This window comes from Coleofasciculus sp. E1-EBD-02, from assembly GCF_040218245.1.
In the GTDB taxonomy this organism is placed as follows: Bacteria; Cyanobacteriota; Cyanobacteriia; order Cyanobacteriales; family Coleofasciculaceae; genus Coleofasciculus.
Genome location: NZ_JAVJQN010000033.1, coordinates 60,496 through 84,789, shown reverse-complemented (window position 1 = coordinate 84,789; position 24,294 = coordinate 60,496). Strand labels below are relative to the sequence as shown.

General features: G+C 43.4%; 21 protein-coding genes and 1 pseudogene. 5 read left to right on the top strand and 17 right to left on the bottom strand.

The genetic code is table 11. The features are described from left to right. A partial coding sequence (locus RIC07_RS05895; protein ID WP_446393702.1) for a hypothetical protein occupies positions 1-209 on the top strand: 209 nt, incomplete at its 5' end. 45 nt (positions 210-254) lie between these two features. On the opposite strand, the gene dnaK is transcribed toward RIC07_RS05895, so the two are convergent. Further along, the gene (dnaK, locus tag RIC07_RS05890) at positions 255-2,321 is read right to left on the bottom strand and encodes a molecular chaperone DnaK (protein ID WP_446393701.1); all 2,067 of its coding nucleotides are present in this window, start codon (positions 2,319-2,321) and stop codon (positions 255-257) included. Between the two features lie 326 nt (positions 2,322-2,647). Here dnaK and RIC07_RS05885 point away from each other — a divergent pair, with 326 nt between their 5' ends. Both RIC07_RS05885 and RIC07_RS05880 read left to right on the top strand, forming a co-directional pair. Further along, positions 2,648-2,812, top strand: coding sequence for a hypothetical protein (locus RIC07_RS05885; protein ID WP_446379124.1), 165 nt, complete (start codon positions 2,648-2,650; stop codon positions 2,810-2,812). 155 nt (positions 2,813-2,967) lie between these two features. Beyond that, positions 2,968-3,591: a Uma2 family endonuclease gene (locus RIC07_RS05880; protein ID WP_446393700.1), complete on the top strand. Its 624-nt coding sequence runs from the start codon at positions 2,968-2,970 to the stop codon at positions 3,589-3,591. 316 nt (positions 3,592-3,907) lie between these two features. On the opposite strand, the gene RIC07_RS05875 is transcribed toward RIC07_RS05880, so the two are convergent. Beyond that, complete coding sequence (locus RIC07_RS05875) at positions 3,908-5,458, bottom strand: dolichyl-phosphate-mannose--protein mannosyltransferase (protein ID WP_446393699.1); 1,551 nt, start codon at positions 5,456-5,458, stop codon at positions 3,908-3,910. 43 nt (positions 5,459-5,501) lie between these two features. Between RIC07_RS05875 and RIC07_RS05870 the strand changes: the two genes are divergently transcribed. Further along, entirely contained in the window at positions 5,502-6,914 is a 1,413-nt protein-coding gene (locus RIC07_RS05870) for an NCS2 family permease (protein WP_446393698.1), read from the top strand. A gap of 172 nt (positions 6,915-7,086) precedes the next feature. Here RIC07_RS05870 and RIC07_RS05865 read toward each other — a convergent pair whose 3' ends face one another. From RIC07_RS05865 to RIC07_RS05795, 15 genes and pseudogenes are all read right to left on the bottom strand, one after another. Then, on the bottom strand, positions 7,087-7,695 hold the full coding sequence (locus RIC07_RS05865; RefSeq protein WP_446393707.1) for a YdcF family protein: 609 nt from the start codon (positions 7,693-7,695) through the stop codon (positions 7,087-7,089). 59 nt (positions 7,696-7,754) lie between these two features. Then, positions 7,755-8,954 (bottom strand): glycosyltransferase, encoded by a 1,200-nt coding sequence (locus RIC07_RS05860; protein WP_446393697.1) that lies wholly within the window; start codon positions 8,952-8,954, stop codon positions 7,755-7,757. Beyond that, the gene (locus RIC07_RS05855; RefSeq protein ID WP_446393696.1) at positions 8,955-10,103 is read right to left on the bottom strand and encodes a glycosyltransferase; all 1,149 of its coding nucleotides are present in this window, start codon (positions 10,101-10,103) and stop codon (positions 8,955-8,957) included. It lies immediately after the preceding gene. Positions 10,104-10,228: 125 nt separating this feature from the next. Then, positions 10,229-10,936 (bottom strand): annotated as a pseudogene (locus tag RIC07_RS05850) (sulfotransferase family 2 domain-containing protein); the annotation flags it as partial. 85 nt (positions 10,937-11,021) lie between these two features. After that, positions 11,022-11,717, bottom strand: coding sequence for a class I SAM-dependent methyltransferase (locus RIC07_RS05845; RefSeq protein WP_446393695.1), 696 nt, complete (start codon positions 11,715-11,717; stop codon positions 11,022-11,024). 9 nt (positions 11,718-11,726) lie between these two features. Then, positions 11,727-12,983 carry a glycosyltransferase family 4 protein gene (locus RIC07_RS05840; protein ID WP_446393694.1) on the bottom strand — a complete coding sequence of 419 codons (1,257 nt, stop codon included), beginning with the start codon at positions 12,981-12,983 and terminating at the stop codon, positions 11,727-11,729. Then, the gene (locus tag RIC07_RS05835; protein WP_446393693.1) at positions 12,943-14,346 is read right to left on the bottom strand and encodes a hypothetical protein; all 1,404 of its coding nucleotides are present in this window, start codon (positions 14,344-14,346) and stop codon (positions 12,943-12,945) included. The genes RIC07_RS05840 and RIC07_RS05835 overlap by 41 nt, the downstream gene beginning before the upstream one ends. Further along, the gene (locus tag RIC07_RS05830; protein WP_446393692.1) at positions 14,343-15,353 is read right to left on the bottom strand and encodes a glycosyltransferase family 4 protein; all 1,011 of its coding nucleotides are present in this window, start codon (positions 15,351-15,353) and stop codon (positions 14,343-14,345) included. The genes RIC07_RS05835 and RIC07_RS05830 overlap by 4 nt, the downstream gene beginning before the upstream one ends. 69 nt (positions 15,354-15,422) lie before the next feature. Further along, on the bottom strand, positions 15,423-16,313 hold the full coding sequence (locus RIC07_RS05825) for a glycosyltransferase family 2 protein (RefSeq protein WP_446393691.1): 891 nt from the start codon (positions 16,311-16,313) through the stop codon (positions 15,423-15,425). Positions 16,314-16,325: 12 nt separating this feature from the next. Then, complete coding sequence (locus RIC07_RS05820) at positions 16,326-17,384, bottom strand: class I SAM-dependent methyltransferase (RefSeq protein WP_446393690.1); 1,059 nt, start codon at positions 17,382-17,384, stop codon at positions 16,326-16,328. A gap of 105 nt (positions 17,385-17,489) precedes the next feature. Then, positions 17,490-18,695 (bottom strand): glycosyltransferase family 4 protein, encoded by a 1,206-nt coding sequence (locus tag RIC07_RS05815; protein WP_446393689.1) that lies wholly within the window; start codon positions 18,693-18,695, stop codon positions 17,490-17,492. After that, positions 18,682-19,365, bottom strand: a complete 684-nt coding sequence (locus RIC07_RS05810) for a class I SAM-dependent methyltransferase (protein WP_446393688.1) — start codon at positions 19,363-19,365, stop codon at positions 18,682-18,684. The genes RIC07_RS05815 and RIC07_RS05810 overlap by 14 nt, the downstream gene beginning before the upstream one ends. 39 nt (positions 19,366-19,404) lie before the next feature. Further along, positions 19,405-20,520 (bottom strand): glycosyltransferase family 1 protein, encoded by a 1,116-nt coding sequence (locus RIC07_RS05805; RefSeq protein WP_446393687.1) that lies wholly within the window; start codon positions 20,518-20,520, stop codon positions 19,405-19,407. Positions 20,521-20,540: 20 nt separating this feature from the next. Beyond that, on the bottom strand, positions 20,541-20,690 hold the full coding sequence (locus RIC07_RS05800) for a hypothetical protein (protein ID WP_446393686.1): 150 nt from the start codon (positions 20,688-20,690) through the stop codon (positions 20,541-20,543). Between the two features lie 432 nt (positions 20,691-21,122). Further along, on the bottom strand, positions 21,123-21,977 hold the full coding sequence (locus tag RIC07_RS05795; protein ID WP_446393685.1) for a glycosyltransferase family 2 protein: 855 nt from the start codon (positions 21,975-21,977) through the stop codon (positions 21,123-21,125). Positions 21,978-22,199: 222 nt separating this feature from the next. Between RIC07_RS05795 and RIC07_RS05790 the strand changes: the two genes are divergently transcribed. Then, entirely contained in the window at positions 22,200-24,128 is a 1,929-nt protein-coding gene (locus RIC07_RS05790) for a calcium-binding protein (RefSeq protein ID WP_446393684.1), read from the top strand. Positions 24,129-24,294 lie beyond the last annotated feature (166 nt).

Below are 24,294 nucleotides of genomic sequence, written 5' to 3'. Positions count from 1 at the left end.
TCATTGGTCATTGGTCATTGGTCATTGGTCATTGGTCATTGGTCATTGGTCATTGGTCATTGGTCATTGGTCATTGGTCATTGGTCATTGGTCATTGGTCATTGGTCATTGGTCATTGGTCATTGGTCATTGGTCAAATAGTTCTTGCCCCTACACACCGGGCGGGTTTTGCCGCCAAGCTAGGGATGACAATCAATATTAGTCCCTAAACCCGCCCCTACACCCAGAGGTGCCATGCTACGCCTTTGCACTATTTAAAACCAATCATCATCCTCTTCATCCCAATCATTTTCTAAGGGGGCGGAACGAACATCGCGACGAGAATAACTTCTGGGTCTTTCGTAATCGCGTTGGCGACTGGATCGACCTGTCCCTACACCATAATCATACGGATCACGGGGTTCACGCGGTTCACGCCGTCTGGGTTCCCAATAAGCATCGTCTTCGTCTTCTCCAGTGAAGACACGACGAATTGAGCCAAAAAAGTCATCATCCTCATCTTCGGCGTAAGCTAACCGTACCTCCCGTTTGAGTTCATAGAGAGTATCTTGTAAATCTGACTGCGCCCGGTCAATCGCCCGATCATCATTTTGGGCGATCGCGTCTCGGAGTTCCAAGACTAGGGCTTCAATCCGCCGCCGATACGCACTGGCAAATTGGGTGCCAAAATCCAGCGTCACTTCCTTGAGTTGGCGTTCCGCATCCGTCGCCATGGTTTCGGCGCGATTGCGCTTCTCTACCCGTTCCCGACGTTGACGATCCAATTGGGCATTTTCCTCAGCGTCGCGAATCATCTGTTGCACTTGCGACTCATTTAAGGTTGATGCGCCTTGGATTGTCACACTTTGCTCCCGTCCCGTGGTTTTATCCAAGGCGGTTACCTGTAAAATCCCATTAGCGTCAATATCAAACGCCACTTGCACTTGGGGAACGCCCCGGGGCGCAGGCGGAATTCCGGTCAGCTTAAACCGTCCCAGGGATTTGTTATCATTTGCCATTTCCCGTTCCCCTTGCAGAACATGAATTTCTACCAGGGTTTGATTATTTTCGCTGGTGGAAAAGATATCGGATCGCCGCACGGGGATAGTCGTATTCCGGGGAATCAGCTTTTTCATCACCCCACCAATGGTTTCCAATCCCATCGATAACGGCGTCACATCCAGCAACAGCACATCCTTGACTTCATTACTCAGGATACCCGCTTGAATGGCTGCGCCGACGGACACTACTTCATCAGGATTCACATTTTGATTCGGTTCTTTGTCAATCAAACTCCGCACCAATTGCTGAACTAAGGGAATCCGAGTCGAACCCCCAACCAAAACCACCTCATCAATTTGTACAGGCGTCAATCCCGCATCTTTGAAGGCGCGTTTCAGGGGACGACGTAAACGACTCACCAATTCTCCACACAATCCCTCAAACTGGGGGCGAGTCAGTCGGGTTTCCAGATGCTTGGGTCCCTCGGCGGTAGCGGTGATGAAAGGTAAATTAATCTCCGTCACCCCCACCCCCGAAAGCTCAATCTTGGCTTTTTCAGCGGCTTCCATCAATCGCTGGAGGGCTTGGCGATCGCGGCGTAAATCCACGCCTTCGGCTTCCAGGAACTGTTCGGCTAGCCAATCGACGATTTTGCGGTCAAAATCATTTCCCCCCAATTGAGTATCGCCACTGGTGGCTTTCACCTCAAATACACCCTCCCCCACATCTAGAATCGAGACATCAAACGTACCACCGCCCAAATCAAAGACTAAAATCGTCTGACTGTCTTCCCGATCCAACCCATAGGCTAAGGATGCGGCTGTGGGTTCATTGAGAATTCGCAACACCTCCAACCCCGCAATCCGCCCCGCATCTCGCGTCGCCTGTCGTTGGGAATCATTAAAATAAGCGGGAACCGTAATCACCGCCCCCGTCACCTCTTCACCCAGATAGCGAGTCGCCTCATCCGCCAACTTCCGCAGTACCATCGCCGAAATCTCTTCCGGGAAAAATTCCTGCTTCAAGCGGGGACAGCGAATTTTAATCGCGTCTTCTGGATCACGGCGAATCGTATAGGGGACGCGCTTCGACTCAGGATTGAGTTCGCTATATCGACGCCCCACAAAGCGCTTAATCCCATAAAACGTATTTTGGGGATTCAGAACCCCTTGGCGGCGTGCCATTTGTCCGACTAAGCGTTCCCCCTCCTTACTAAAAGCCACCACAGAAGGGGTTGTCCGCATACCTTCTGCATTAGCAATGACAACCGGCTTGCCACCCTCCATGACGGCTACCACAGAGTTTGTTGTCCCTAGGTCAATGCCGACTACCTTGCCCATGCGTACTTTTGTCTCCTCTCGCTGTTAATGCCAAATCGCTGAATACAATAACTTTAGAGATTTTAATGGATAGTTGACCAGAGGAAGTGCGATCGCTGGTCATTTTACCTATTCTATCGTGAGGAAGAGGGGAAGCTGGGGAAGCTGGGGGAGCTGGGGGAGCTAGGGGAGCTAGGGGAGCTGGGGAAGATGGGGAAGATGGGGAAGATGGGGGAGCTGGGGGAGCAATGTAGAGACGTAGCATGCTACGTCTGGAAGATAGGAAAGATAGGGAAGATGAGTAAAAATCACAAATTTTGTAGGGGCGGGTTTAGGGATTAACCTTGATGATTTCTGATAACTGTGATGCAAAACCCGCCCTTGTTCTATTATTTGAGAGCAAAAACTATTTGCCTGTTTTTATTCAGGGGTGTTTGACCGGACATGATATGACTCAACAGCCTTTGTTGCGAGTGCGATACCCGTCTTGTCGGGTGCGTTCCTACCAATAACTCCCATGACTCACTCGAACTCCATCATGGGAACACACCATCCCAACTTATCGGTGAGTGCGATCGCATCCCTGGTCGTTTGAGTAAAAAAATTCCCTTAACCTTAACATAGACATAAGCCAAATCAAGCTGACCGATGAATTGGAGCAATAACAATGATCGCGATCGCCAACAAACCCCTAGCCTTCGAGGAATTTCTCAACTGGGATGATGGCTCCGGTAGGTCATTCGAGCTTGTCAAAGGAGTTGCCATGCCCCTCAGTGAACCTACAGCTAAACATGAAGACGTTGTTGATGGGCTTTGTCGTCTCCTGAACAACCATTGCCAAGACTTTAATTTACCCTATGTTCCCCGTCAGAGCAAGCAAGTCCGGTTGAATAACGCCCCCGGTGAAAATGAGTCCAGTCGTAAAGCCGATATTGTGATATTCGCCAAAGACGAATGGCAAAGAATGCGCCAAAGTTCAGCATCTGCGGCAGCATACATACCACCTCCCCTGGTGATTGAAGTTGTCAGCACCAATTGGCGGGACGATTACCGGATTAAATTAAATGAGTACGAAACACTCGGAATTCGGGAATACTGGATTGTCGATTATGCCGGACTCGGAGGCGTTCAATATATTGGATCTCCTAAACAACCCACTGTAACGATCAATCGTTTAATTGACGATGAATACCAGGCAGCGCGATATCAAGGAGACGCGACAATTCTGTCTCTTTTGTTTCCTCAGTTAGAACTAACAACGCTTCAAATTGTGGCAATGACAGAAGGGTAATAGTACACCTAAATGTAGGGAAACATAGGGACGCTATGCTTACAGCCTCACCGAATTACAGAGGGCGACCCGACCAAATTGAGACGACGAACGTTGTTCATTTATACAAGCGGGTCACCCCTACTGCATCGCGGCAAAAATACTTGAGCAGCTTCGTAGAGACGATGAAGCTGGGGGAGCTGAGGGAGCTGAGGGAGCTGGGGGAGATATTAGCTGTTCAGTTATTTCTGCCTTCTTGCACTACAAGCGCCGATATGACCAATGACCAATGACCAATGACCAATGACCAATGACCAATGACCAATTAGCAAATAATCTAAATCCAAGAACGGAACCACATTCGCAGTTGATGACCCTCAGGAGATAGAGGTAATCCTAAATAAATCGGCAACCAAAATACAAATGCCAACAGAATTAAACTGATAACCGTTATTGCCACTATTTGCCAAGACTCTTGCTCTCGATGTAGCCAACGGTCAATCAGCCAAGCTAACCCTAACCCAGAAAACACAGAAGCTCCCATATAGTGGTATAAAAATGTACAGCGACTTACCCCAATCCAAGGTACTAACTGAGCCAACCAGTTAAGACCTAAATAGAGGCTAATATAATTCACTGTTGTGGGTGGAAAATATCCACACATTCCTGAAAAAATACGCTGTAGCAACAGCAACAGTAACAATAAAATGGCTGCTGTTGATAACCACCAAAGGATAGGATTTCCCATCGCATGGACATCATAAATCACCTGACCATATCCCTTGGGTAACGGAGGGTAAGCCGGGACTTGTTCGCGGGTACTCTGGGCAGTTTGGTAAAAGTAAGCCACAGGTCGCAGCATAATTAGCCAAGTGTACCATTTAGAACAGTAGGGATGAACATCGGGTCCGCTGCCGATTTTTTCGTGAAACGTCAAAATTTTATAGTGGGCTTCCCAAAATCCGGGTTGGGGATTCATAATTAGGTGGGGAATCCAAAGTAAGCTATACGTCAACGCCGGAATTAAGGCAAAATTGACTAAAAATTGAATCCCGTTTAATTGAGTTAAATTAACTAAGGGAGTTTTAAGTGTTGAGTGTTGAGTGTTGACCCTTCGCTTCGCTGTAGTGCATGGTTTGTAGGGGCGGGTTTCACTACTATCGTCTCTTTTTGACCCAGATGTAAATAAACCCGCCCCAACCCAAGGTTTAAATTTTGAACTATCTCCTCTCCACTGAAGCAACCAAGCCATCCCCCACAGGAGATAAACCCCAAATAAAAACCATAAACCATTCCATTTAATACAAGCAGATGCGCCGAAAAAAGCACCCGATAATGCCAAAATTATCCAGCGTTTCGACTGAGATTGATTGAGTGCGATTAACAAACATAAATTCCCCAATAATCCCAAAATAACCAAATAGACATTATTCAGCGCGTAGCGAGACTCAACTAAAAATAGACCATCCGCCCCAGCTAACAAGGCGGCGATTAACGCATAGCTGCGACGCCGATTAAGCTGATAGGCAATTCCGGCGACAACTAAGGGAATAAACGAACCCGTGAGCGCATTCAGCCAACGGTAACTCCAGGTCGATCGCAATGAACCCGCCAAACCATTCATGGACTGCTGATCCCAGGGAAAATGAGAACCCAGCCACATCCCGATCGCGATAATATATTGGCTCAAGGGCGGGTGAGCATTGAAAAACTCTGTTCCGGTTAAGTAATTATTGGCAAATTTGGCGTAATACACCTCATCAAATACCAGCGTATTAAATCGACCCAATCCCCAAAATCGGAGTAGTACTGAGGCTAAAAAAATAGCGATTAAGCCAAGACGAAACCAATACTTTGATAAGTGATATAATTTATGATTCCCAATCATATAATACTAATGGCTAAATCTTAGGGCATCTCAGGCGACACTTATGAGTCATCATGATCCAAATCAGGAGCATTCCCCTGCTAATCCGTCTGGACAACCAGCGAAACAGCCGGGATTTTTGGCTAAATTCTTTAAATTTGATCGATACCAAACCACCATCCGCATAGAACTATTGGCAGGGTTCACCACCTTTATGACGATGGCTTATATCTTGGTTGTGAATCCGGGCATTTTATCCGATGCCATTTTTTTACAAGCATCAGGAGATTTGTTTAATGAATTGGTCATTGCCACAGCACTTTCTGCGGCAATTGCTACCCTAGTTATGGGATTGTGGGCGAATTACCCCCTTGCCCTTGCACCCGGTATGGGACTTAATGCCTTTTTTACCTACTCGGTGGTATTGGGATTAGGTATCGACTGGCGGATTGCCCTTTCTGCTATCTTAATCGAAGGGTTGATTTTTATTGCCCTAACGTTGTCAAATGTCCGTCATTTAATCGTCAAAGCGATTCCCGATTGTCTGAAACGGGCAACGGCGGCTGGAATTGGCTTATTTATCGCCTATATTGCCTTAAGTGGGGCGGGGATTATCGCCGCTGATACGGTGACGAAAACGAAGTTAGGGGATTTGAGTCAACCTTCAACATTAATTGCGATCGCGGGTATCCTAATTACCTCGGCATTTGTTGCCCGTCGCCTCACGGGGGCGCTGTTATGGGGAATTTTAGCAACGGCGGCGCTAGCCTGGATTCTCGGCGTGTCTCCGTTACCAGAGGGAATTATTGGTGTTCCTGAGTTACCCGTGGATTTAGTCGGAGTTGCGATCGCGGGATTGGGTAGAATCAATCAGGTGAATGGCTGGGATTTCCTAGCAGTGTTGTTCGTGTTTCTGTTTGTAGACTTATTTGACACCGTAGGTACCCTGACTGGGGTAGGGATGCAGGCGGGTTATATTAACGAACAAGGGGAATTGCCCAGGGCGAATCAAGCATTGATGGCGGATGCAGTAGGAACCACAGTAGGGGCAGTTTTGGGAACCTCGACGGTGACGACGTATATTGAGTCAGCTTCAGGGATTGCTGAAGGGGGGCGAACGGGATTTACGGCTGTTGTTGTCGCGGTTTTGTTTATTGGTTCGATCTTTTTTATTCCGTTAATTTCGGGAATTCCAGCGTTTGCTACGACGCCAGCATTGGTAATTGTGGGGGTATTAATGGCTGGGAATTTACGGGGAATTCACTGGGATGATCCGGCGGAGTCAATTCCTTCATTTTTAACGATTTTAATGATGCCATTGACGTATTCGATCGCGGAAGGTTTAGCGATTGGATTGATTACTTACCCGTTAATTAAAGGGTTTCAAGGTAAAGCCAATGAAGTCGCGATCGCGGTGTGGGTTTTGGCGGGGGTTTTTGTGCTACGTTTTATCGTGATGGCGCTGAATAGTGGATAAGCACTGACTAAAGCCCTGAACTAAAGTCCGGGCTAAAAGCTAAAACCCGTTAAAACGGGTTAAAAGAATTACCCAATAAGCTTGATTCTTACTTTAGCTTAAAGATAAGAAATTCCTTTTCTGGTGTCCAAGTTGGCGATATTTATCTTAAGTCAACAACATTCGTTTTAAGTCAATGATATAACAAAGGACGAATGACGAATAACAAATGACTAATCAATTGTGGTTTAAGTGTAGCGCCAGTATGACCTGTGATAATCCAGAGTAGGGCGCGAATGCTGTCACGAAGAATACGCAGCCAGGATTCAGGGGGTTGGTTGGAGGGTACGGCGATGGGGGTGAAGGTGATGCTTTGGCTTCCGAGAACCAGATTCGCGATCGCTTTTGCTCTGGGGATATGATAGTCTGAGGTGATTAGGTAGATATGTTGGATTTGGCGGCGTTTGAAGTCAGCCACGAGAGAGGTGAAATTGGTGACGGTATCGACGGCGCGATAGTCGAGATGAACGCGCTGAGTTGGAATATTGGCGTTCTGGAAAATAGCAGACAAAACGTCTGGGGGTGAACCACTCGAAACCCAGATGTCTAGGGAAGGGTGAGTTTGGGCAAATTGGGCGGTGAAGGTTTCGCGATCGCGCCCACCGCCTAAGGTTAGAATAGCTTGAGGGTAGGGTGATTGGTATTGTGCGATCGCCAGCCGCAGGGGAATGATACTGAGTAGAAGCAGGATCAGAGTAGCGCTGGTTAGACAGCATTTCCATTTAAATTGATGACGGCAGATTTTCACCAGACTATTTGTACTAGCGGGATAGGGGTAAATGTCACTGATTTGACGGCTGATCAATAATTACTGAGATGATCCGGTAAAGGTTTCCCCTCGATTATTGCAGTATAGACAGAAATCAGATTTTGAGCGATCGCCTTCCAGGAATATCGATGACTCACCAAGCGCTTACCATTCTCGCCGAGTTCATGGCGTAGATGAGGAGAGTTTAGCAAAGTCGCGATCGCATCAGTAAGAGTCTCAATCTCTCCCTCTACAACTAATCCAGCTTTAGCTTCGGCAATTTCGGGTGAAATTTGTACACCGGGGGTAACGATCACGGGTAATCCAGCCGCCATTGCTTCGGCTACTGCTACTCCGAAATTTTCCGAAAAAGAAGGGAGGACAAAGATATCCGAACCTTGGAGGAGTAAGTTTTTATCTTCACCCGTGACAAAACCAACAAATGATGTATTTTTAGTTAAACCAACCGAGGCGACTAATTTTTGTAGATGATTTACATAGTCGGGTTCCCCTGAACCCGCCAATATAAGGTGAAAATCATAGCTTTTAACAGTGAGTTGGCTGAGGGCTTGGATTAATAAATCAGGACGCTTTTTATAGTGCAGGCGAGATAAAAAAAGTACGATTGGCGTTTGATTCGGTATTCCATAACTCTGATGTAAATTCTGTTTAGCCTCTGGGCAATCTGGAAGTAAGTTCACCCCTAGAGGTAAAGTAACGGTAGGAGTTGAAATGCCAAAGTTACGCACATCTTGGGCTTCATGGGCTGACGTGCAGTGAATAGCGGCGGCACGGTTGAGATTGCGACGTTCAATTAGGAAGGTGTATAATTGCTTTTTTAACCGACTTTGCTCCAATGCCCAAGGGCTGAGTTGACCCATTGTACGGACGGTATAAGGAATTTCATACCAGCGAGCGATCGCACCAGCACAGGTGGAGGCGTAGGAGAAAAGATAATGGTTATCTAAGATATCATAATCCTGAATATGTTGCCACAACCATTGAGTCAGTGCTGTTGAAAAGATAAACTCTTTTAAAGGTGGAGAAAATCGCGGCAGAAACCAGACAGGAACCTGTTGATATGTAATGCGTTGATTTAAAGGTACATCTAAAAGTGTTGCACCGTTGTCATTAGTGGTAACAATTTCAGTATCAATTCCCCATTCTCGCAATGCTTGAACTAAGTTTAATACAACTTGTGTAGGACCCCCTAAAGCTGGACTAACGGAGGGAATAACCTGTAAAACTCTCACCTATTGAACTCCCAGTTCCGTTGTTTGGAGTAATTCTGCCAAGGTTTGTTGAAAGCGCTCAAACCCATAGGTATCGATGACTTTCTGACGCAAGACTTCAGGTTGATATAGAAGGGGATGGGGATAGATACCTTGCAAGATTTGGATGATGGTTTGAGTTATCTCATCTATATTATCAGGATCGACCAACACACCCAATTCTCCTTGACAAAGTGCATCGATTGCTCCATCCTGATTACCACCGATGGTAGGCTTACCACAAGCTAAGGCTTCCAGGTAAACGATGCCAAATCCCTCGCCTTTGCTGGGCATAGCAAACACATCACAAAGATTATAATGATCACACAGTTCCTCATCGCGAACAAAGCCAGTTAAGGTGACACAATCTTGGAGGTTGAGGTTGGTGATGAGTTGTTCAATGCGGGCGCGATCGCTACCCTGACCAACTAGGATATAGTGAACCTGGGGAACCTGACGCCGAATCTCTGGTAGTGCCTGAAGGATATGGTCATATCCTTTGTACTGTTCACTACTATCCAATCTAGCCACCGTTAAAATAATTGGCTGTTTTTCAGTCAGGTGATAACGCTTCAGTAGATGTTGAGGTTTAGGGGCAATTTGGAAGCGAGTAGCATCAAATGTGTTGGGTAACACTGAGATTTTAGCCGGATCAAGGTGTTGTTCGTTGAGGAGGCGATCGCGGGTATAATGGCTGACAGCTAGAATCCGGTCAGCGTAATGTAAAGCCCTTTTTAAGCCAGGGTGTTCGATGTTCCAAGCTTCTACACCATGGGCAACTGTCCAATAGGGGATACCTGTCATTCGTTTTAGCCAGTACGCTGCTTTTGTAAAATGGAGGTGCGTGGCTATCACTAGATTAGGATGTTGCCAAAATCCATGTCCTAAAATTTGAGCGGCAAATACCAGGGTTCGTAGAGGTAGGGGAAAGGTTCCGGCACAATGAAATCGAGTGGACTTGAGAAAATCGGGTGATGCACAAGTATCGTGTTTGAGAAAAACTTTATAATATTTGTTAGGATACAAGCTTTGTAAATTTTTCAATAAAAAAGCTGAGTAAACTTGAATTCCACCTTTAAACTCAAAAATATTGGGCAACCATAAATGAATCTTGTTAAAGTTGTTTTTCATAACTATATTGACCAATCAAAAAATATTGTATCATCTCATTTTTATTTGATACACATTAATATTTTCATGGATGATATTTAGCAATTATTCTTTTTATTAAAATACCTTTTTTTATGAAATGGGCATTAAAATTCTTGAAATATTTTTAATGCATAATCATACAAATACAAATCTAGCTGATTATTTTTTTTTATAGTTTCCATGGTTTTTTTGCTAATATTAGGTTTTTTATTTGTATTTTTTTGTCTAGTAACTCTGGATTGGAATGACCATCCAAAATACGTTTTCAATAGATTTATTGACTTTTCAAATTCCTCTTGAATACCAAAAATTTTATAGTATTTAACAAGGTTTAACTTTGCAATTTCCAGCATATATTCTGAATCTTTTGATCTCAATCTATTTTCTATTCCGGCAATATACCTTGTTTGCAAATTATCAATTAACCTAAAGTAGTCTAGACTAAATTTATCAAATTTTCTTTTATCAAAAAATTCTTCTAAAGAATTTTCTGAATGCAATTTCCAATCTGGATGTTCATACGTTGGATATTTAGTCTCTTTTACCCAGTAGTAGTGAGATATAACTCTCTCTAGGGGATCTCTTAGAAATGTAGTGTATGCAAAGGAATCAGAAAAAAGCCTATGTAGACCAAAGGGAAAGTGACCTATAACAATTTTAACTTTTTTTTTATTACATAAAATTATTCTTTTTAGTCCCTGGTAACAGTAAATTTCCTCTTCCTTATAGTTGGGATAAATTAAAGTATTTTTTACCGAACTACCCGCCGTTTTAGGAATGTGTGTAAAGAAAATTCTGTGCTGCATCCTTTGCCTATAGAGTAAATCTTCTCAATTTTAACACCAAATGCAGCATTCAGGAGCATTTTTTCCCAAGTTCAGTATTGTAGTATCGAGGCTAGATGATCTTTAGGATTCTTTTTTTGATAAATTGTCTTATTGATAAAGGTAAGATTTTACTTACTAGTCTTCTTACGGCTAAATCTAGATTATTAAACCACCGATCCCGTTCCGTGACCTCTATGTTTGTGTTTGAGGTTATTTTTTTATGTTTTATAATTGAGTATAAAAGGTAATTATCTAAATTTTTTTCTTTAAAATTAATCGGTTTTATCGCTTTCAGAAATACGCCCGGTTCTTCGTTGTCTTTTTGTAGTACTTCAATTTTAAAGTCGGAAAATATAGCTTTTAAATCTGATAGCTGATATCTCCAAAAATCATAGGGTGCGCCATGATAAGGAAAACCTATAGATCTAGTTGTGATCAACAAAATCCCATTGGGTTTAAGCACTTGTTTGAAGTTGCTTATTACCTCTTGCCAATTTGGTACATGTTCTAACATCTCAGTTGAGATCAGTACATCGAACTTTTCTTGTCCAAACTGATTAACTAAATTATCAGCATCACAAATGAAATCGACTCCAGGAGCCATGTGTATATCAACGCCAATATAAAGACTAGGTTCTAAGGCTTCTACAATAGATCTTAAGCTGCCATTAATATTAACAGATCCTACCTCTAGTACCGACTTATTTTTAATGTTTTCCACAGTAAGATTAGCTTGACCAAATTCAATACAGCTTTGATCGCACATGATTTTACCTTAATAATTGAACAAACATTCTCTAACTTTATTAACTAACTTTTGTCGATAATTTTCCCAGGTTAGCTGTTCAGCTTTATGGCGAGCCGCTTTACCCATTTCAGCTAATTCTTGCGGATGCTGATAGCACCATTCTAATTTTTCTTTGAGGGTGTTAACATCCCGAATGGGAATAATAAACCCATCTACCCCATCTGTGATAATATTACAACCTGCTGTGTTAAATGTGGTAATTACAGGAATTCCACAAGCCATTGCCTCTAGCAGCACCAGTCCAAAGCCTTCAACTAAGGAAGGAAACACGAAAACACTAGCAGCACTGTAATATTTTTGCAAGGAACAGTGAGGAACAGAAGGAACATAGCGGAAAAGATGGGTATAATCTGCTAGCCAACCTTCCGGAAATTCGTTAACCCCGACCAAAAGTAATTCCGTCCCAGGTAGTTTTAACTTCTGCCAAGCTAGCAATAGGTAGTGGACGCCTTTGCGGGGTCCAACTCGACCAACAAATAAAGCGCGAAAACAGTGATCTGACTTGGGTTGAGGTTGGAAATAGTCAATGGGCGCACCGTAGGGAATGACGGTAATTTTTTCGGGTTTTACACCTCTATCCAACAGAGACTTTTGTGTCATAGACGATGCCACAACTATATGGTCAGCTAACTCAACTTCCTGTTCCTTACGCTCGATTTTCCAAGCTGGTTCTTGGATGGCCTGTAAGGCAGGAGCCAAGTCTGGAAACTGTTCAGCTTCTTCGGCTTGAATAGCACGACTGGTTCGATAGAAGGGAATCGGCAGGTCGTATAAGCAGAGGATACCAGATTGCTTAGCAGCTTGAAAAGTGCAGGCAGCTCCATCTTCGTAGGCATAGACGGCATCAATTCCTTGGAGATGGTGATGGGCAACGTGGCGGTCTAAGGAAGCATACACCCAATCAATCGGTCCTTGATGACCTAGACCAATGCGGCAACTTACGCCTGATTTGACCATTGCCATTCGCAGTACTTCTCGCCAGGGATACGTCCGTATGGGTACGCCATGGGGAGGAATCCAGGTTCGTCGTTTCAGTTCATGAGTAATCGGGTTACGAATAGAGGGAGGAAGCCGCTTCAAGACATGTCCTATCGCCCCTTCGGGGTTATAAGCCATTGTGGTAATTACTTCCTGAAGCCAACCGGCTTGTGCCAGAGCAATTGCCGCATTCCGGGAAAAAGGATTACTTGTGGGGTGAATCAGGGAAATCCGAGGATTGGACATAGAGTTGCCATGTTTGTTGATAGTGTTGCCAATTCACTTTCTGTTCGAGTTGAGGTAAAAGGAAAATAAAACCATTGAGAAACCAATAATACAAGTTAGCTGTTGGGTTGAAAATTAGCTGACTATTGAACATGATGGCTTGGAGTAAAAAAGCACTGAGAGCCAACTGACGCAAGAAAGGTCGTTTTAGCTGCCTATATACATTCCACAGGGCTAACAGCAAAACCAGTTTAAACCCATACCACAATAAAAAGCCAATCGGTCCCAATTCCAGGGCAATCCTACCCATTTCTGATTCATAAAAGACGGGGATATATTCTCCACTGGGAAGATTGAGTAATGCCCGAATGATACCATTTGCCTGGAAAGTCGCTCCTGTACCGTAACCATCTATTCCCTTATACGCAAAAAACCTAAAGGGGTCAGTAAAACTACCTACAATTCGAGCCGGGAGATCGTTGCTCGTGGAGGCGCGAATCCAGAAGGCTTCCACGGCTGGGCGAAACCAGACAGTTGTGGCAATAAAAGCCAGGATACCGGGTAGTATAAATTTTGGGATGGAACGCAGGATGTTACCCAATTGGGTTAACCCTTGCAGGCTAAAGTAACCAACTATGAGTAAAATGGCGATAATCATTAAGCCACGGGCACCGGTCATAAAGCTAGTGATGACTACTAACAAGACCTCGACAATAGTGAGGGAACGCCATAAACGTGACTGTTGCCGCGTCAGCAATGGTAGCAGTAAGCATAAGCAGAATCCCAGATAAATGGAGTAGCCAGCAATGTAGGAAAAGGTGCCAGTTACCCGGACGGTATTGTTTCCCGATAGGGCAAAAGCTGTGTCATCATTGACATAGACATTAAGAGGGCTACTAGGAGGACTTAAAAACTGAGCGATCGCTAAAATTCCGACAGGAATAAGTAGCAAGAGATAAGAACGCAAAAATTTATAAAGTTCTTCTTCTGACCGGAAAAGATGTGGCAATAGCCACATTAAAGGAAGATAAAATAAGTAATTTTTAATACCGAATATACCGATAACAAAAGAACCCAAACTTGGATTGAAGGATTGAAACAGACACCAGAGTGCTACGATACAGGTTAGAGCAGTAATAGTGTGGTGTTTTCCCGCTAGTTTTAGTTTAGTATTTGGCAAAGAAAAGTAACTGATGTACGCTCCAAAAAGGATAAAGTCTTTCAGAAAGTAAAGGAGTTGACTGGCTTGGGGAAAAGCCCATTTTCGTAGCGCTCCCTCAATCACTACAACAACTAGCGTCGTTTTAACGGCAAGACGCCAGTTGAGGGCTGATAGGCAAGCTATGAAAGTACCAGCGAGTAGACCCAGAATTAGTAGGTTCAACGGATAGTCTCCTCCAATATTTTTAGGTACGCTTTTGCTATTTCAGCTTTTCGATGGTCGGCTAAGTGAGATGCTGCATTTTGGCGATACTGAGATAACAGGTTAGGTTGGGTTAACAACTGTGCTAGGACTTGAGTCAAGGCTTGACTATCACCATTGGCAAAGGTAAGTCCACAAGAACCAATGGCTTCTTTAAGTCCGCCTCCGGCTGAACCCACCACTACGCAGCCACAGGCAATCCCCTCTAACGCTACTATACCGAATGGCTCTTGCCAACGGGATGGTACTACCATAATTTTATGAGCGTTTAATAATTGGGCTAATTCTTTGCCAACTTTCACTCCCACAAAATTGACTGGCTCCCAAATGTGTAAATCTCGCGCCTGTTGACGTAATTGAGCTTCTTCTGCACCGCCACCTATAATCGTCAATCGAGGAAATTGGTTTATCTGTTTAAGATTAGCTAATGCTTTGAGCAATACGTCTACACCTTTATCAGATACTAAGCGTCCTAAAAAGACAAGTTCTTTATCCCGATGAATGTCTGGCATTTCGTAAAATATGTCTTCCTGATAAGGATTGGGAATCACCGTTGATGGAGTTAAGATATGGTTGGCTACAGCTTGACTGACTGAAATGTTAGTGGCAAATCTGATGATTAAATGCTTTAAATAGTCTTGCCAGCCTAGACTACCATTTTGCCGAGTGTACCAATTATTATGTGACACAACCCAGGGTTTAGGGCTAATTAAAAGCGGCAAAATTCCTTTGAGACTGACATTGGGTTGGAAATAGACATCACACCAACGGATAAGTTTTAATAGGTGCTGTGGGTGAGGTCGTCGGATGACTTCAAAAGGAAAAAACCGAGGTACAGTTGTTGGTGTCTGTGAAACGAGTTTAACCTCATGCCCCAGGTAGACAAACTCATGAGCGAGAATGGACACAACTGTTTCTAGTCCTCCAATACTAGGATAAAATAAAGAAGAATAAACTAATATTTTCATTATTTATACATAAAATATATTTATTAAATCTATTTATATTTTTATCTTTTTATACAAAATATAATCTGTTTATAATTTTAATTTGCTTAATTGACTGGGAGGACAGCCATGGCGATTCAGTATAAAATTAGTAATTGCTAAAAATCGCGCATAAAGAAAATCATCTGTAAAAAATGCATTTTTTCGCGTAAAAGGAAATATAAGTAGCCTAGAGGTGTTGATACATATCAGAAATATTCGTAGCATTGCCTGTAACCTACCACCATAAGTATAGGCTAGAAGTAATGAATTCCTAGTAAATAAATAAGTTTTAATTGGACTCGGAGTCCATGAGCCAGGGTTAACTACGAGCGCTCCCCAGACGATAGCAACCTTCCAGTTGTAGAGCCAAGTTCGTAAGCCAAGGTCATACTCGTCACCATAAGCAAAATAACGCTCATCAAACAGACCAATGTCCTTTAAACATTCCCAGCGAAAAGCCATTAGAGTTCCGTGAGGAAAGGGAATTGATTCCACAGTACCAGTAGGACGGGGTGTGGTAAAAATAAAGTGGGGACCTTTTATAGGTGAGAATCGAGGTAGTTCTGGGTTGCCATACTCTGGACAAACAATGCCAAGCTTAGAATCACTTTCCAGACTATTAATCAGCATGTTTAGACATTTTCCTTGTGGTAGAGCATCATGAGCGCTGATGAAACAGTAAGGTTCTTTTTTGTTAACTAGCCATTGACTGAGAAGGACATTTAATCCGCCACCCCAACCTTTATTTTCCTCTAACCGGACTAGTTTGACATTGGCAGGGAGATTCTCGCTCAGAATTTTAACATTTTCTTGACTCGAAGCGTTATCAATGACTGAAATACTCACAAGTAAATTTTGCTCAAGAAAGCATTGTACGGTGCGTATGCATTCTTGAGGGCGATTCCAATGAACTATAAAAACTGGAATGGGTAAACTCATATCATCTTTATTTTATTCCTTGACGGCATGACAAACAACTTCTTCACCTAAATCAGGAAAAAATGGCAATAAAATTGAAGTAAATAAACCCAATATTTTGGGCAATAACCATCCTGTATACTTTCCCACTCTACCTGTCTGATGAATCGATAAACTTTCACGGCATATCCAAAAAAATATTTGCTTAATTGTATAAACTTGTACTTTTAATTTTGTACCTTCCAGCATAGACTCATATCCTTTTCTGCTGGGCAATATCAAATGACGCGGTGCATCTAGCGCATACCATTTATTTTTGAATAACTTGGCTATTATACCCTCAGGGTTAGGTGAAATACTGACTAAAACGCCGCCTGGTTTGAGACTATATTCTAACTTTTTTAACACAGTTTTCGGATCAGGAAGATGTTCTAAAACGTGGTGCAAAACTATAGCATCGTAACTAGAGGGTTCTAAGTCAACGTCTTCCACTCCACATTTTATCAGCTTTAACCCTGTAAAATCAGCAGCTTGAGCTGCCTTTGGATCTGGTTCTATCCCTTCGACGTGCCAGCCTAACTCATTCATCAACCACAAGAACTGTCCATTTCCTGCCCCTACTTCTAACAAGCGACCTTGAGGATAGTAAGGAAGAAATCGAACTGTGTATCCTGCCCATTTTGAAATTCCTGGAAGAAAGCGAATGAACTTCCCTAGCTTAATTCCTAATGACAGGGATGCTTTTTGAGAAAGATCTTTATATCCGAATTTATGTTCTAAAATTGCTAGCTTTGCAGAAAATCTGAACTTATTTAAAAAGCCTTCCGGCTCTTTGAGTGGAGCTTCCGGTTGAATGTGTGTAAAACAATAATTATCAGGATAAAGAAATGAAATCATTTCCTTAGTTGGACGCGGATCTATCCAGAGCGAATTACATTGCTGGCACTTTCTAAATGACCAATTTCCTGACAATCCACAAATATGATCTCGGCAACCTTCTAAGCTAACATAGCCATTAGCTCCACATACAGGGCAGGATTGTACGGGTTCAAGTTTAATAGGATTTGAAAATGCATTTTCTCTAGTATGCAAGCTGGACTTTCTCCTTAAATGAAACAACGTAAATGACAGAAATATTTAATTAGAATATTTATTTAAAATATGAATTGGCTAGATTATATAATAAACAGATTTTTTTTATGATTTATTGTTTTGTTTCAAATCAATCGTTGTCCTTATCGCCTCCACAGTTACGGCTGCATTTTCGCGAGATGACCATGTTTCCATTCGCTGCTTAGCTACCTTTCCCATTTGCTTCAACTGTACCCGATTCGTGAGGGTTTTCCTTAACAGTTCTGCTAAGATGCCTACATCACCACAGGGATAGGTGAAACCTGTTACTCCGTCCTGAATCAAATCATAACTCGCACCCACGCGATCGCTTACAATAACTGGGATGCCACAAACCATAGCTTCATTGACGATTAACCCATAGGGTTCCCACTCAGCCGGATGAACCAGTAAATCACAGGTAGCATAGACTTCCGGTAGCTGTGAATATTTAACGAATCCCAAAAAGCGCACTTGCTCATTGATTCCTAATTGCTCAACGGTAGCACGCAGTTCATCCCCTAATGGTCCTTCTCCCACCAAAACCAAATAACTGTGGGGTATATTAGCAATCGCAAAAGCTTGCAGGACATCCTGAGGACGCTTACGCTCAATAAATTTAGCACAAAATAGGATAATTAAGGCATCTTCTGAAATCTGCCAACTTTCTCTAATTTTTTGACGGTTGGCTTGGCTGGCAATGCTTGTGATTGCTTCGTTATCTACCACATAAGGCGTCACAAAAATTCGCTTTTCTGGAACGCCTAATGAATGAATAAACCGTTTAGCAGCCGTTGATGGCACCAGTACGGCATCGGCTACTCTATTGTACAGGTAAGGAAGTAGCTGGCGTTTGAGCGGCACTTTCCAGTTACCCCCTGCTGCTGATTCCAAGTAGGTTGCATCAGTTGATAGCAAAAGCGGTTTTCCCGTAAATTTGGCTGTCGCGATCACTAACCAAAAACTAGCATAGGCATGACCATAGACTATACAACAATCAAACTTGGATACCATCTTGACTAAACCTGGATTCAGTAACCCCCAAAATCTACCCAGACTGGGTGAGAGGGAGCGATTAGGTACATAAATCCAAGGATAGCCATCCATCATCGGAGTGTCAAAAACATCCTTGTTCAGGTACTCCCAACTCTGCCAAAGATGGGTGTTGGTGGGGAGGCTACAGTAAGCCATCTGCATTTCTAGCTGCGGATGTTGAGCTAGCAATCTTAAAGGCGCAGCATTTTGCATCGGTTGGGAGGAGATAAAAAGAACCCGGTATCTACCTTGACTCATGGCTCAACTCTCTCTGGCAGTCTACCTGCTGATTGGGGCTTAACGGCTTGCGGCATTCTATTCCCACAGCATTCACAAATTGTAACGGATGTTCCACCTGCTTAAACATTACATCAGTAGCATCACTATAGTCACATCTCCTGATATCCATAAATCCCACAGCCATCAACTCATACCTCAGCGACTTAAAATCCCACATCCAGAGGTGACGGCTATTTCCTAGGATGGCTTCTACCCAACCTAATAGTCCTCGTCGTCTTGTTATTACACCCATCCAGGTGTTCCGCACAAATTCCTCAGCAGCTAGAGGGTTTTCAGAGTTAATGTAAGTTTTGGCTAAGTATTCCAAATCGGGAACGACTAACCGAAAAAGTCCGCCAGGGTTCAGTAACCTATAGGTATTCGTTAAGGCAACACGAAAATCTTCTAAAGCCAGATGCTCTAAAATATGACTAGCGTAGATTCCCGCACAAGACTCCGGGGGAATGGGTAGACCTTTTACGATGTCACCGTATTTAACAGTTTTGGGAAAACGCTGGTTGTTTCTTGTATACATTTTCCCGACTAGGGGAATTTTCTCAAACAGCAGGGTAGGGGATGAGTCAAAATTTATCCAATTGTCTGGAGCCGATACACCACAGCCGTAGTTAAGATATAATTTTTGGTTCATTCGAGATATAAAAACGACTTAACTCGCCAAGTTTTGAGCTTAATAGTAGTGATTCTGTACTCTCTCGGTTGTCTCCTTCTGTGATAAATATGTAGCAAAGGACTGAGCCTGTATGGATAAATTATGGGTTTGATACCAACAATGAGCATTATCGGCGATCGCTTGCCCTGTTGCCAAGCTTAGTTTACCTACTGGACTACCTGTAAGCCAATAGTGCTTTCCGGCTTCCAAGCCATCTATCTGGAAAATTGTCGAGGTAGTCGCCACAACCGGAATCAGCCTGTGGGCGCAATAAGCGGCAAAAATAGTAGATTTTGCCAACAGGTGTGTGGGATAGTCCAAGAAACCAACGAGTGCATTTGACAGAAGTGTACTCACGGCGGCTGCTCCTATTTTACCCGTTGCTACCACGGGTACACCATTGACATGAGATATATCCAGACATAAGGGTGAACCCACATCATATATTCGTTCTATGGCAAGTTGATCACATATTTGGTTTAAAGATGTCAGAGACTCCTGATAAACCCGCCGTCTGATACCAGGGGTGCCAAAGACGATTAGCTGTCTAGGGCGTTCTGCTAATGGCAATAGCTGCTTGGGTTCTCCAATGTTGGAAAAGACAGGGAGACTTGGTGTTGGAGTAGGTTTGTCGAGAAGAAGCTGATCCAGGATTTGGGCAATGATTTGATTCGTCGTAAGAGCTTTATCACTCAGCCTTGCCAAACGCGCTGCCAAGTTTCTTTGCCAGGGTGATAACCAAAAGGCACTTGTCCAAGGAGATCCAGAGGCGTAAACTTCGTGGAACATAGTCACTAGATAATGATTGGCACTGGCGGTTCGCCAACGTTGTAACCCATTCACTAACCACAAAGGGCAACCGCGCTGAGCATACCCATAGCCAACATAGTGTAGCAGGACTGTGCTGATGCTGCTAGATAGTATTGAAACCAGGGCATTAGCAGAACGCTTATTTCCCTGGCTGATGGTAAATCCTTCAATTTCTGTAGCACCTGTCCAACCTGGATCTCCGACCACAAAATGGGTTTCGATTTCACAGTCTTGGCGCAGTTGGCGAGCTAGATTCAGTGAGTAATCTCCTAGACCATCAACTGCTGGAGGTAATCTTGGTACTATCTGAACAAGTACAGACATTTTTGTTGCTTGTACTGACATTACACATTCATGAATTGTTTATCAAAGTTGTTTTGGGCAAATTCATATAATTTTATATCTAAGGCATTGGCTTTGAGCAAAATTTGAATTGTTTCTTGGTCTAAATCATCTTTTGTCGGTCTGTTTTTGGTTTTTCTGTAGGGTATCATGTCTATTGGATAAGTCCAAGAAAGTTTTTTTGTTAAAAGTTCGATAGATTCGTCTAGTCTATCATAAATACCGTAAATGCATTTGTTTAAGTTTTTTCACCAATAATAGGATTAATTTATTTGTGCATTTGTAGGGCAACTTTAAATATATTTGATTACTTATGCTCATAATGGCAATGCTGTAATTTCTGTATAAAGAAGCTTTGAGTCTTTGTTTATATACCTAATAATAAAGCAGACTGTTGACCTTTTGTCGCTATGTGAGGAGCGGAAAAAATAAATAGCCTGGGCGCACTCGTCGATATGACTTGATTCCCTTTCAACGTTACTTGGTCACGGCAAGCGCCCCCAGCCTGATGAATGAGCTAAACATAGACCTGAATCCTTACCAACTACATTTAGTGTATTTTATAAAAATAATAGACATGAGCTTTATTTTTTATTCATTCTTCCTATAATAAAAGCCATTTGTAGACAAGAAATATGCCACAACATTGCATGTTTAATACCTAAAAAATTAAATTTCAATAGCTCTGGTATTGTAGATTTTATCAACCCATAAATCACAAACCTTAAGTAATACAATGAATTAATATTTTTAATTTCTTCTGGATGTATCGATAAGTAAATAAATGTAGATTCTTGGTGTTGTTTTAGTTTTTTCCAGCCTTTTTTGGGCGTCCAAGGATGACAGACTGAGGCTGATTGGACAAAATTGAATGGCTGTCCGATCTTGATGATTCTCTGCCTCAACTCTACATCTTCCATCGCTGCATAGGGAAATCGCTCATCAAAACCCCCTAATGATTCAAAGATATGCCTGTGAATGATAAAGTTGCATGACCACAGATATCCACCCGACTCGTTAATCGGTGATGTCTCGGCAAGACTGCGCCGAGGACGGTCAACATACACTCGCCCTTCAAAAATTAAGCAGGAGGACTCAGCTACCATAGCTTGAGTATAGGCTTTTAGCCACTGGGGGTCGGGTAAGCAGTCGTCATCGGTGAACGCTAGCCATTCTCCCTGAGCATATCTTGCCCCATTATTCCGGTTTGCCGCAGGTCCCTGGCGAGAACCAGCGACCCATTTTGCCCAAGGATAGAACTTCTGAATCATAGTCTGAGCCGTTGTCTGGGAGCCATCATCTGTAACAATAACTTCATAGTGTTTAATCGCTAAGGTTTGTACTCCAGGTGCTAAGCAATCCAGACACTTAGCCAACAAGTCATTGCGGTGATAAGTCGGAATAATTACTGATACCAGAGGAATTGAGTTCATCTTCATAAATCTTTTGAGGAGAAGTACGGTACAGTCATTGGCTGTTTAAGCAAAAACTGCTAGTTTAGTAGCGCAGGGCAAACGCAAATCAGGTCTAGATATCAGTCAAATGAATCACTGAAGGCAACAGGAATATCCACTTTATTGGTTTTGCAGGGCTTTAAAGATAAAAAGATCAGATGAGTTGGCTCTGTTAAGTAGCAGTTCATCTCAAGGTAACTTAATTCTATGGCGATTAAAACTGGCAATGGTCTGATAGGCGGTGTATTCGAGGAACCTAACACGCTTACGGGTGGCTCTGGGAGTGATACACTCATTGGTGGAATGTTTGGAGACCTACTTCGAGGGTTAGAGGGAGATGACTCCCTGTTCGGTGGCGCTGGTCCTGATTCTCTATTTGGTGGTTCCGGCGATGACACCCTCTACGGAGGTGGCGAAGGAGGTGACCGCCTAGCGGGGGGTGATGGCAATGATTTCTATCAATATATTCAACCAACGGATCAATTTGTTGAATCTTTCAATGGGGGTAATGATACTATCCAAAGCGCTTTTAACTATAGTATCGAACAATTAACAACCATTGAAAACCTGGTGCTGATATTTGCTGCCACAGAGGGAACAGGCAATGTATTCAGCAATTTTCTTCAAAGCAGTTACGCCTCAACACTCCTACGAGGGCTTGACGGCAATGACACTCTCCAAGGTCGCGACGATAAGACGACGAGTGATACTCTAGAAGGAGGCAGGGGAAACGACCTCCTTAACGGTGGTGGTGGTAACGATAGCCTTGATGGTGGCAGTGGTAGTGATACCATGAACGGGGGCGCTGGCAATGACATCTTAGTGGTAGACAGCCTAAGTGATGTTGTTGATGGCGGCACAGGTACAGATTTAGTCAGGACTTCTGCCAGCTTTAATCTGTTGACCAATGCTACTAATGTTGAGAACCTGGAACTGATTGGGACGATTAACCTCAACGCCACAGGCGATAACGATAATAACATCATAACTGGTAACAGTGGCAATAACCGCCTCGATGGTGGTGGTGGCGATGATACCCTGAATGGGGGGGCTGGCAATGACATTTTGGTTGTAGACAATCTAAGTGATGTGATTTCTGGCGGTACAGGCATAGATCTAGTTGAATCTTTTGTTAACTTTGACCTGTTGACTGCTAGCGATGTGGAGAACCTCACGCTGTTAGGCAGTGCCACCATGGCTATTGGTAACGGACTGGGTAATCTCATCCGTGGGAATACTAATCTCAATAATATGCTAAGTGGGAATGATGGTAATGATACTCTCCTCGGCGATAGTGGTAATGATACCTTGGAAGGAGGCATAGGGGCTGATAGTCTCAGGGGAGAGGATGGTGCTGACACTCTGAATGGGGGCGCTGATAATGACACTCTCAACGGGGGTGCTGACAATGACACCCTCGACGGAGAAGCTGGTAATGACAGCCTAGAGGGGGGCGCTGGAACTGACACTCTCACTGGGGGTACTGGAGCTGACACTATGAAAGGAGGTTCCGGTAATGATATTTACTTCGTAGATGATCCAGGGGACGTAGTTTTTGAAGTGTTTACTCCTGGCGAAATTGATGAGGTTCGCTCTACTATTACCTATACACTCTCTTCCACCGTGGAAAACTTGACTCTACTGTCAGCAGGTGGTGCGATCGATGGCACGGGTAATGTCTTCAACAACAGGATTGAGGGGAATGAATTTGCCAACAGCCTTAATGGAGATTACGGCAATGATATTCTTATCGGCGGTATAGGTGACGATATCCTGAGCGGTGGTGGGAGAGATGACACCCTCGACGGAGGTGGAACGGTGGCAGGTGAGTCGGATGTACTCAGTGGTAACAGTGGTGCAGATCGGTTTATTCTCGGCGAAATGGGTACTACTCGTTATCTAGGTACAGGTTTAGCCACTATTACGGACTTCAACTACTTTGAGGGAGATATAATCCAGCTAAATGGTTCTGCTACCTACAGGTTGGAAAATTTAGGTGCTGGGAATGGTATACAAATTTTTGATACAAGTGGTGCTGCTGATGACTTGATTGCCACAATCACTGGTCCAACAACGGATGTGTTTTTCCGTACTACTAGCTCCTTTACTACGGGCAGGGGCTTTGAATTTGTATAACTTATTGGTGTCCCCAAAAATTTAAGATATGGAAAACTTCCAGAGTTTGCTGATCCAGGCTCTGGAAGCTGAAGGGGTGACAAGCAACTTCATAACAATCAGGCCGCTCACAACTGTTGTGTCAACCCATTTTCTCATGTTTTACCCCAATCGTGATTACGCTTAC

Excerpts from the sequence above, each read along its gene's own strand:
- RIC07_RS05815 (WP_446393689.1), bottom strand. The coding sequence starts at position 18,695 with ATGAGTCAAGGTAGATACCGGGTTCTTTTTATCTCCTCCCAACCGATG.
- RIC07_RS05855 (WP_446393696.1), bottom strand. The coding sequence starts at position 10,103 with ATGAAAAACAACTTTAACAAGATTCATTTATGGTTGCCCAATATTTTT.
- RIC07_RS05885 (WP_446379124.1), top strand. The coding sequence starts at position 2,648 with ATGATTTCTGATAACTGTGATGCAAAACCCGCCCTTGTTCTATTATTT.
- RIC07_RS05810 (WP_446393688.1), bottom strand. The coding sequence starts at position 19,365 with ATGAACCAAAAATTATATCTTAACTACGGCTGTGGTGTATCGGCTCCA.
- RIC07_RS05825 (WP_446393691.1), bottom strand. The coding sequence starts at position 16,313 with ATGAGTTTACCCATTCCAGTTTTTATAGTTCATTGGAATCGCCCTCAA.
- RIC07_RS05830 (WP_446393692.1), bottom strand. The coding sequence starts at position 15,353 with ATGAAAATATTAGTTTATTCTTCTTTATTTTATCCTAGTATTGGAGGA.
- RIC07_RS05805 (WP_446393687.1), bottom strand. The coding sequence starts at position 20,520 with ATGTCTGTACTTGTTCAGATAGTACCAAGATTACCTCCAGCAGTTGAT.
- RIC07_RS05870 (WP_446393698.1), top strand. The coding sequence starts at position 5,502 with ATGAGTCATCATGATCCAAATCAGGAGCATTCCCCTGCTAATCCGTCT.
- RIC07_RS05875 (WP_446393699.1), bottom strand. The coding sequence starts at position 5,458 with ATGATTGGGAATCATAAATTATATCACTTATCAAAGTATTGGTTTCGT.
- RIC07_RS05790 (WP_446393684.1), top strand. The coding sequence starts at position 22,200 with ATGGCGATTAAAACTGGCAATGGTCTGATAGGCGGTGTATTCGAGGAA.
- RIC07_RS05840 (WP_446393694.1), bottom strand. The coding sequence starts at position 12,983 with ATGTCCAATCCTCGGATTTCCCTGATTCACCCCACAAGTAATCCTTTT.
- RIC07_RS05880 (WP_446393700.1), top strand. The coding sequence starts at position 2,968 with ATGATCGCGATCGCCAACAAACCCCTAGCCTTCGAGGAATTTCTCAAC.
- dnaK (WP_446393701.1), bottom strand. The coding sequence starts at position 2,321 with ATGGGCAAGGTAGTCGGCATTGACCTAGGGACAACAAACTCTGTGGTA.
- RIC07_RS05795 (WP_446393685.1), bottom strand. The coding sequence starts at position 21,977 with ATGAAGATGAACTCAATTCCTCTGGTATCAGTAATTATTCCGACTTAT.
- RIC07_RS05800 (WP_446393686.1), bottom strand. The coding sequence starts at position 20,690 with ATGATACCCTACAGAAAAACCAAAAACAGACCGACAAAAGATGATTTA.
- RIC07_RS05845 (WP_446393695.1), bottom strand. The coding sequence starts at position 11,717 with ATGTGCGATCAAAGCTGTATTGAATTTGGTCAAGCTAATCTTACTGTG.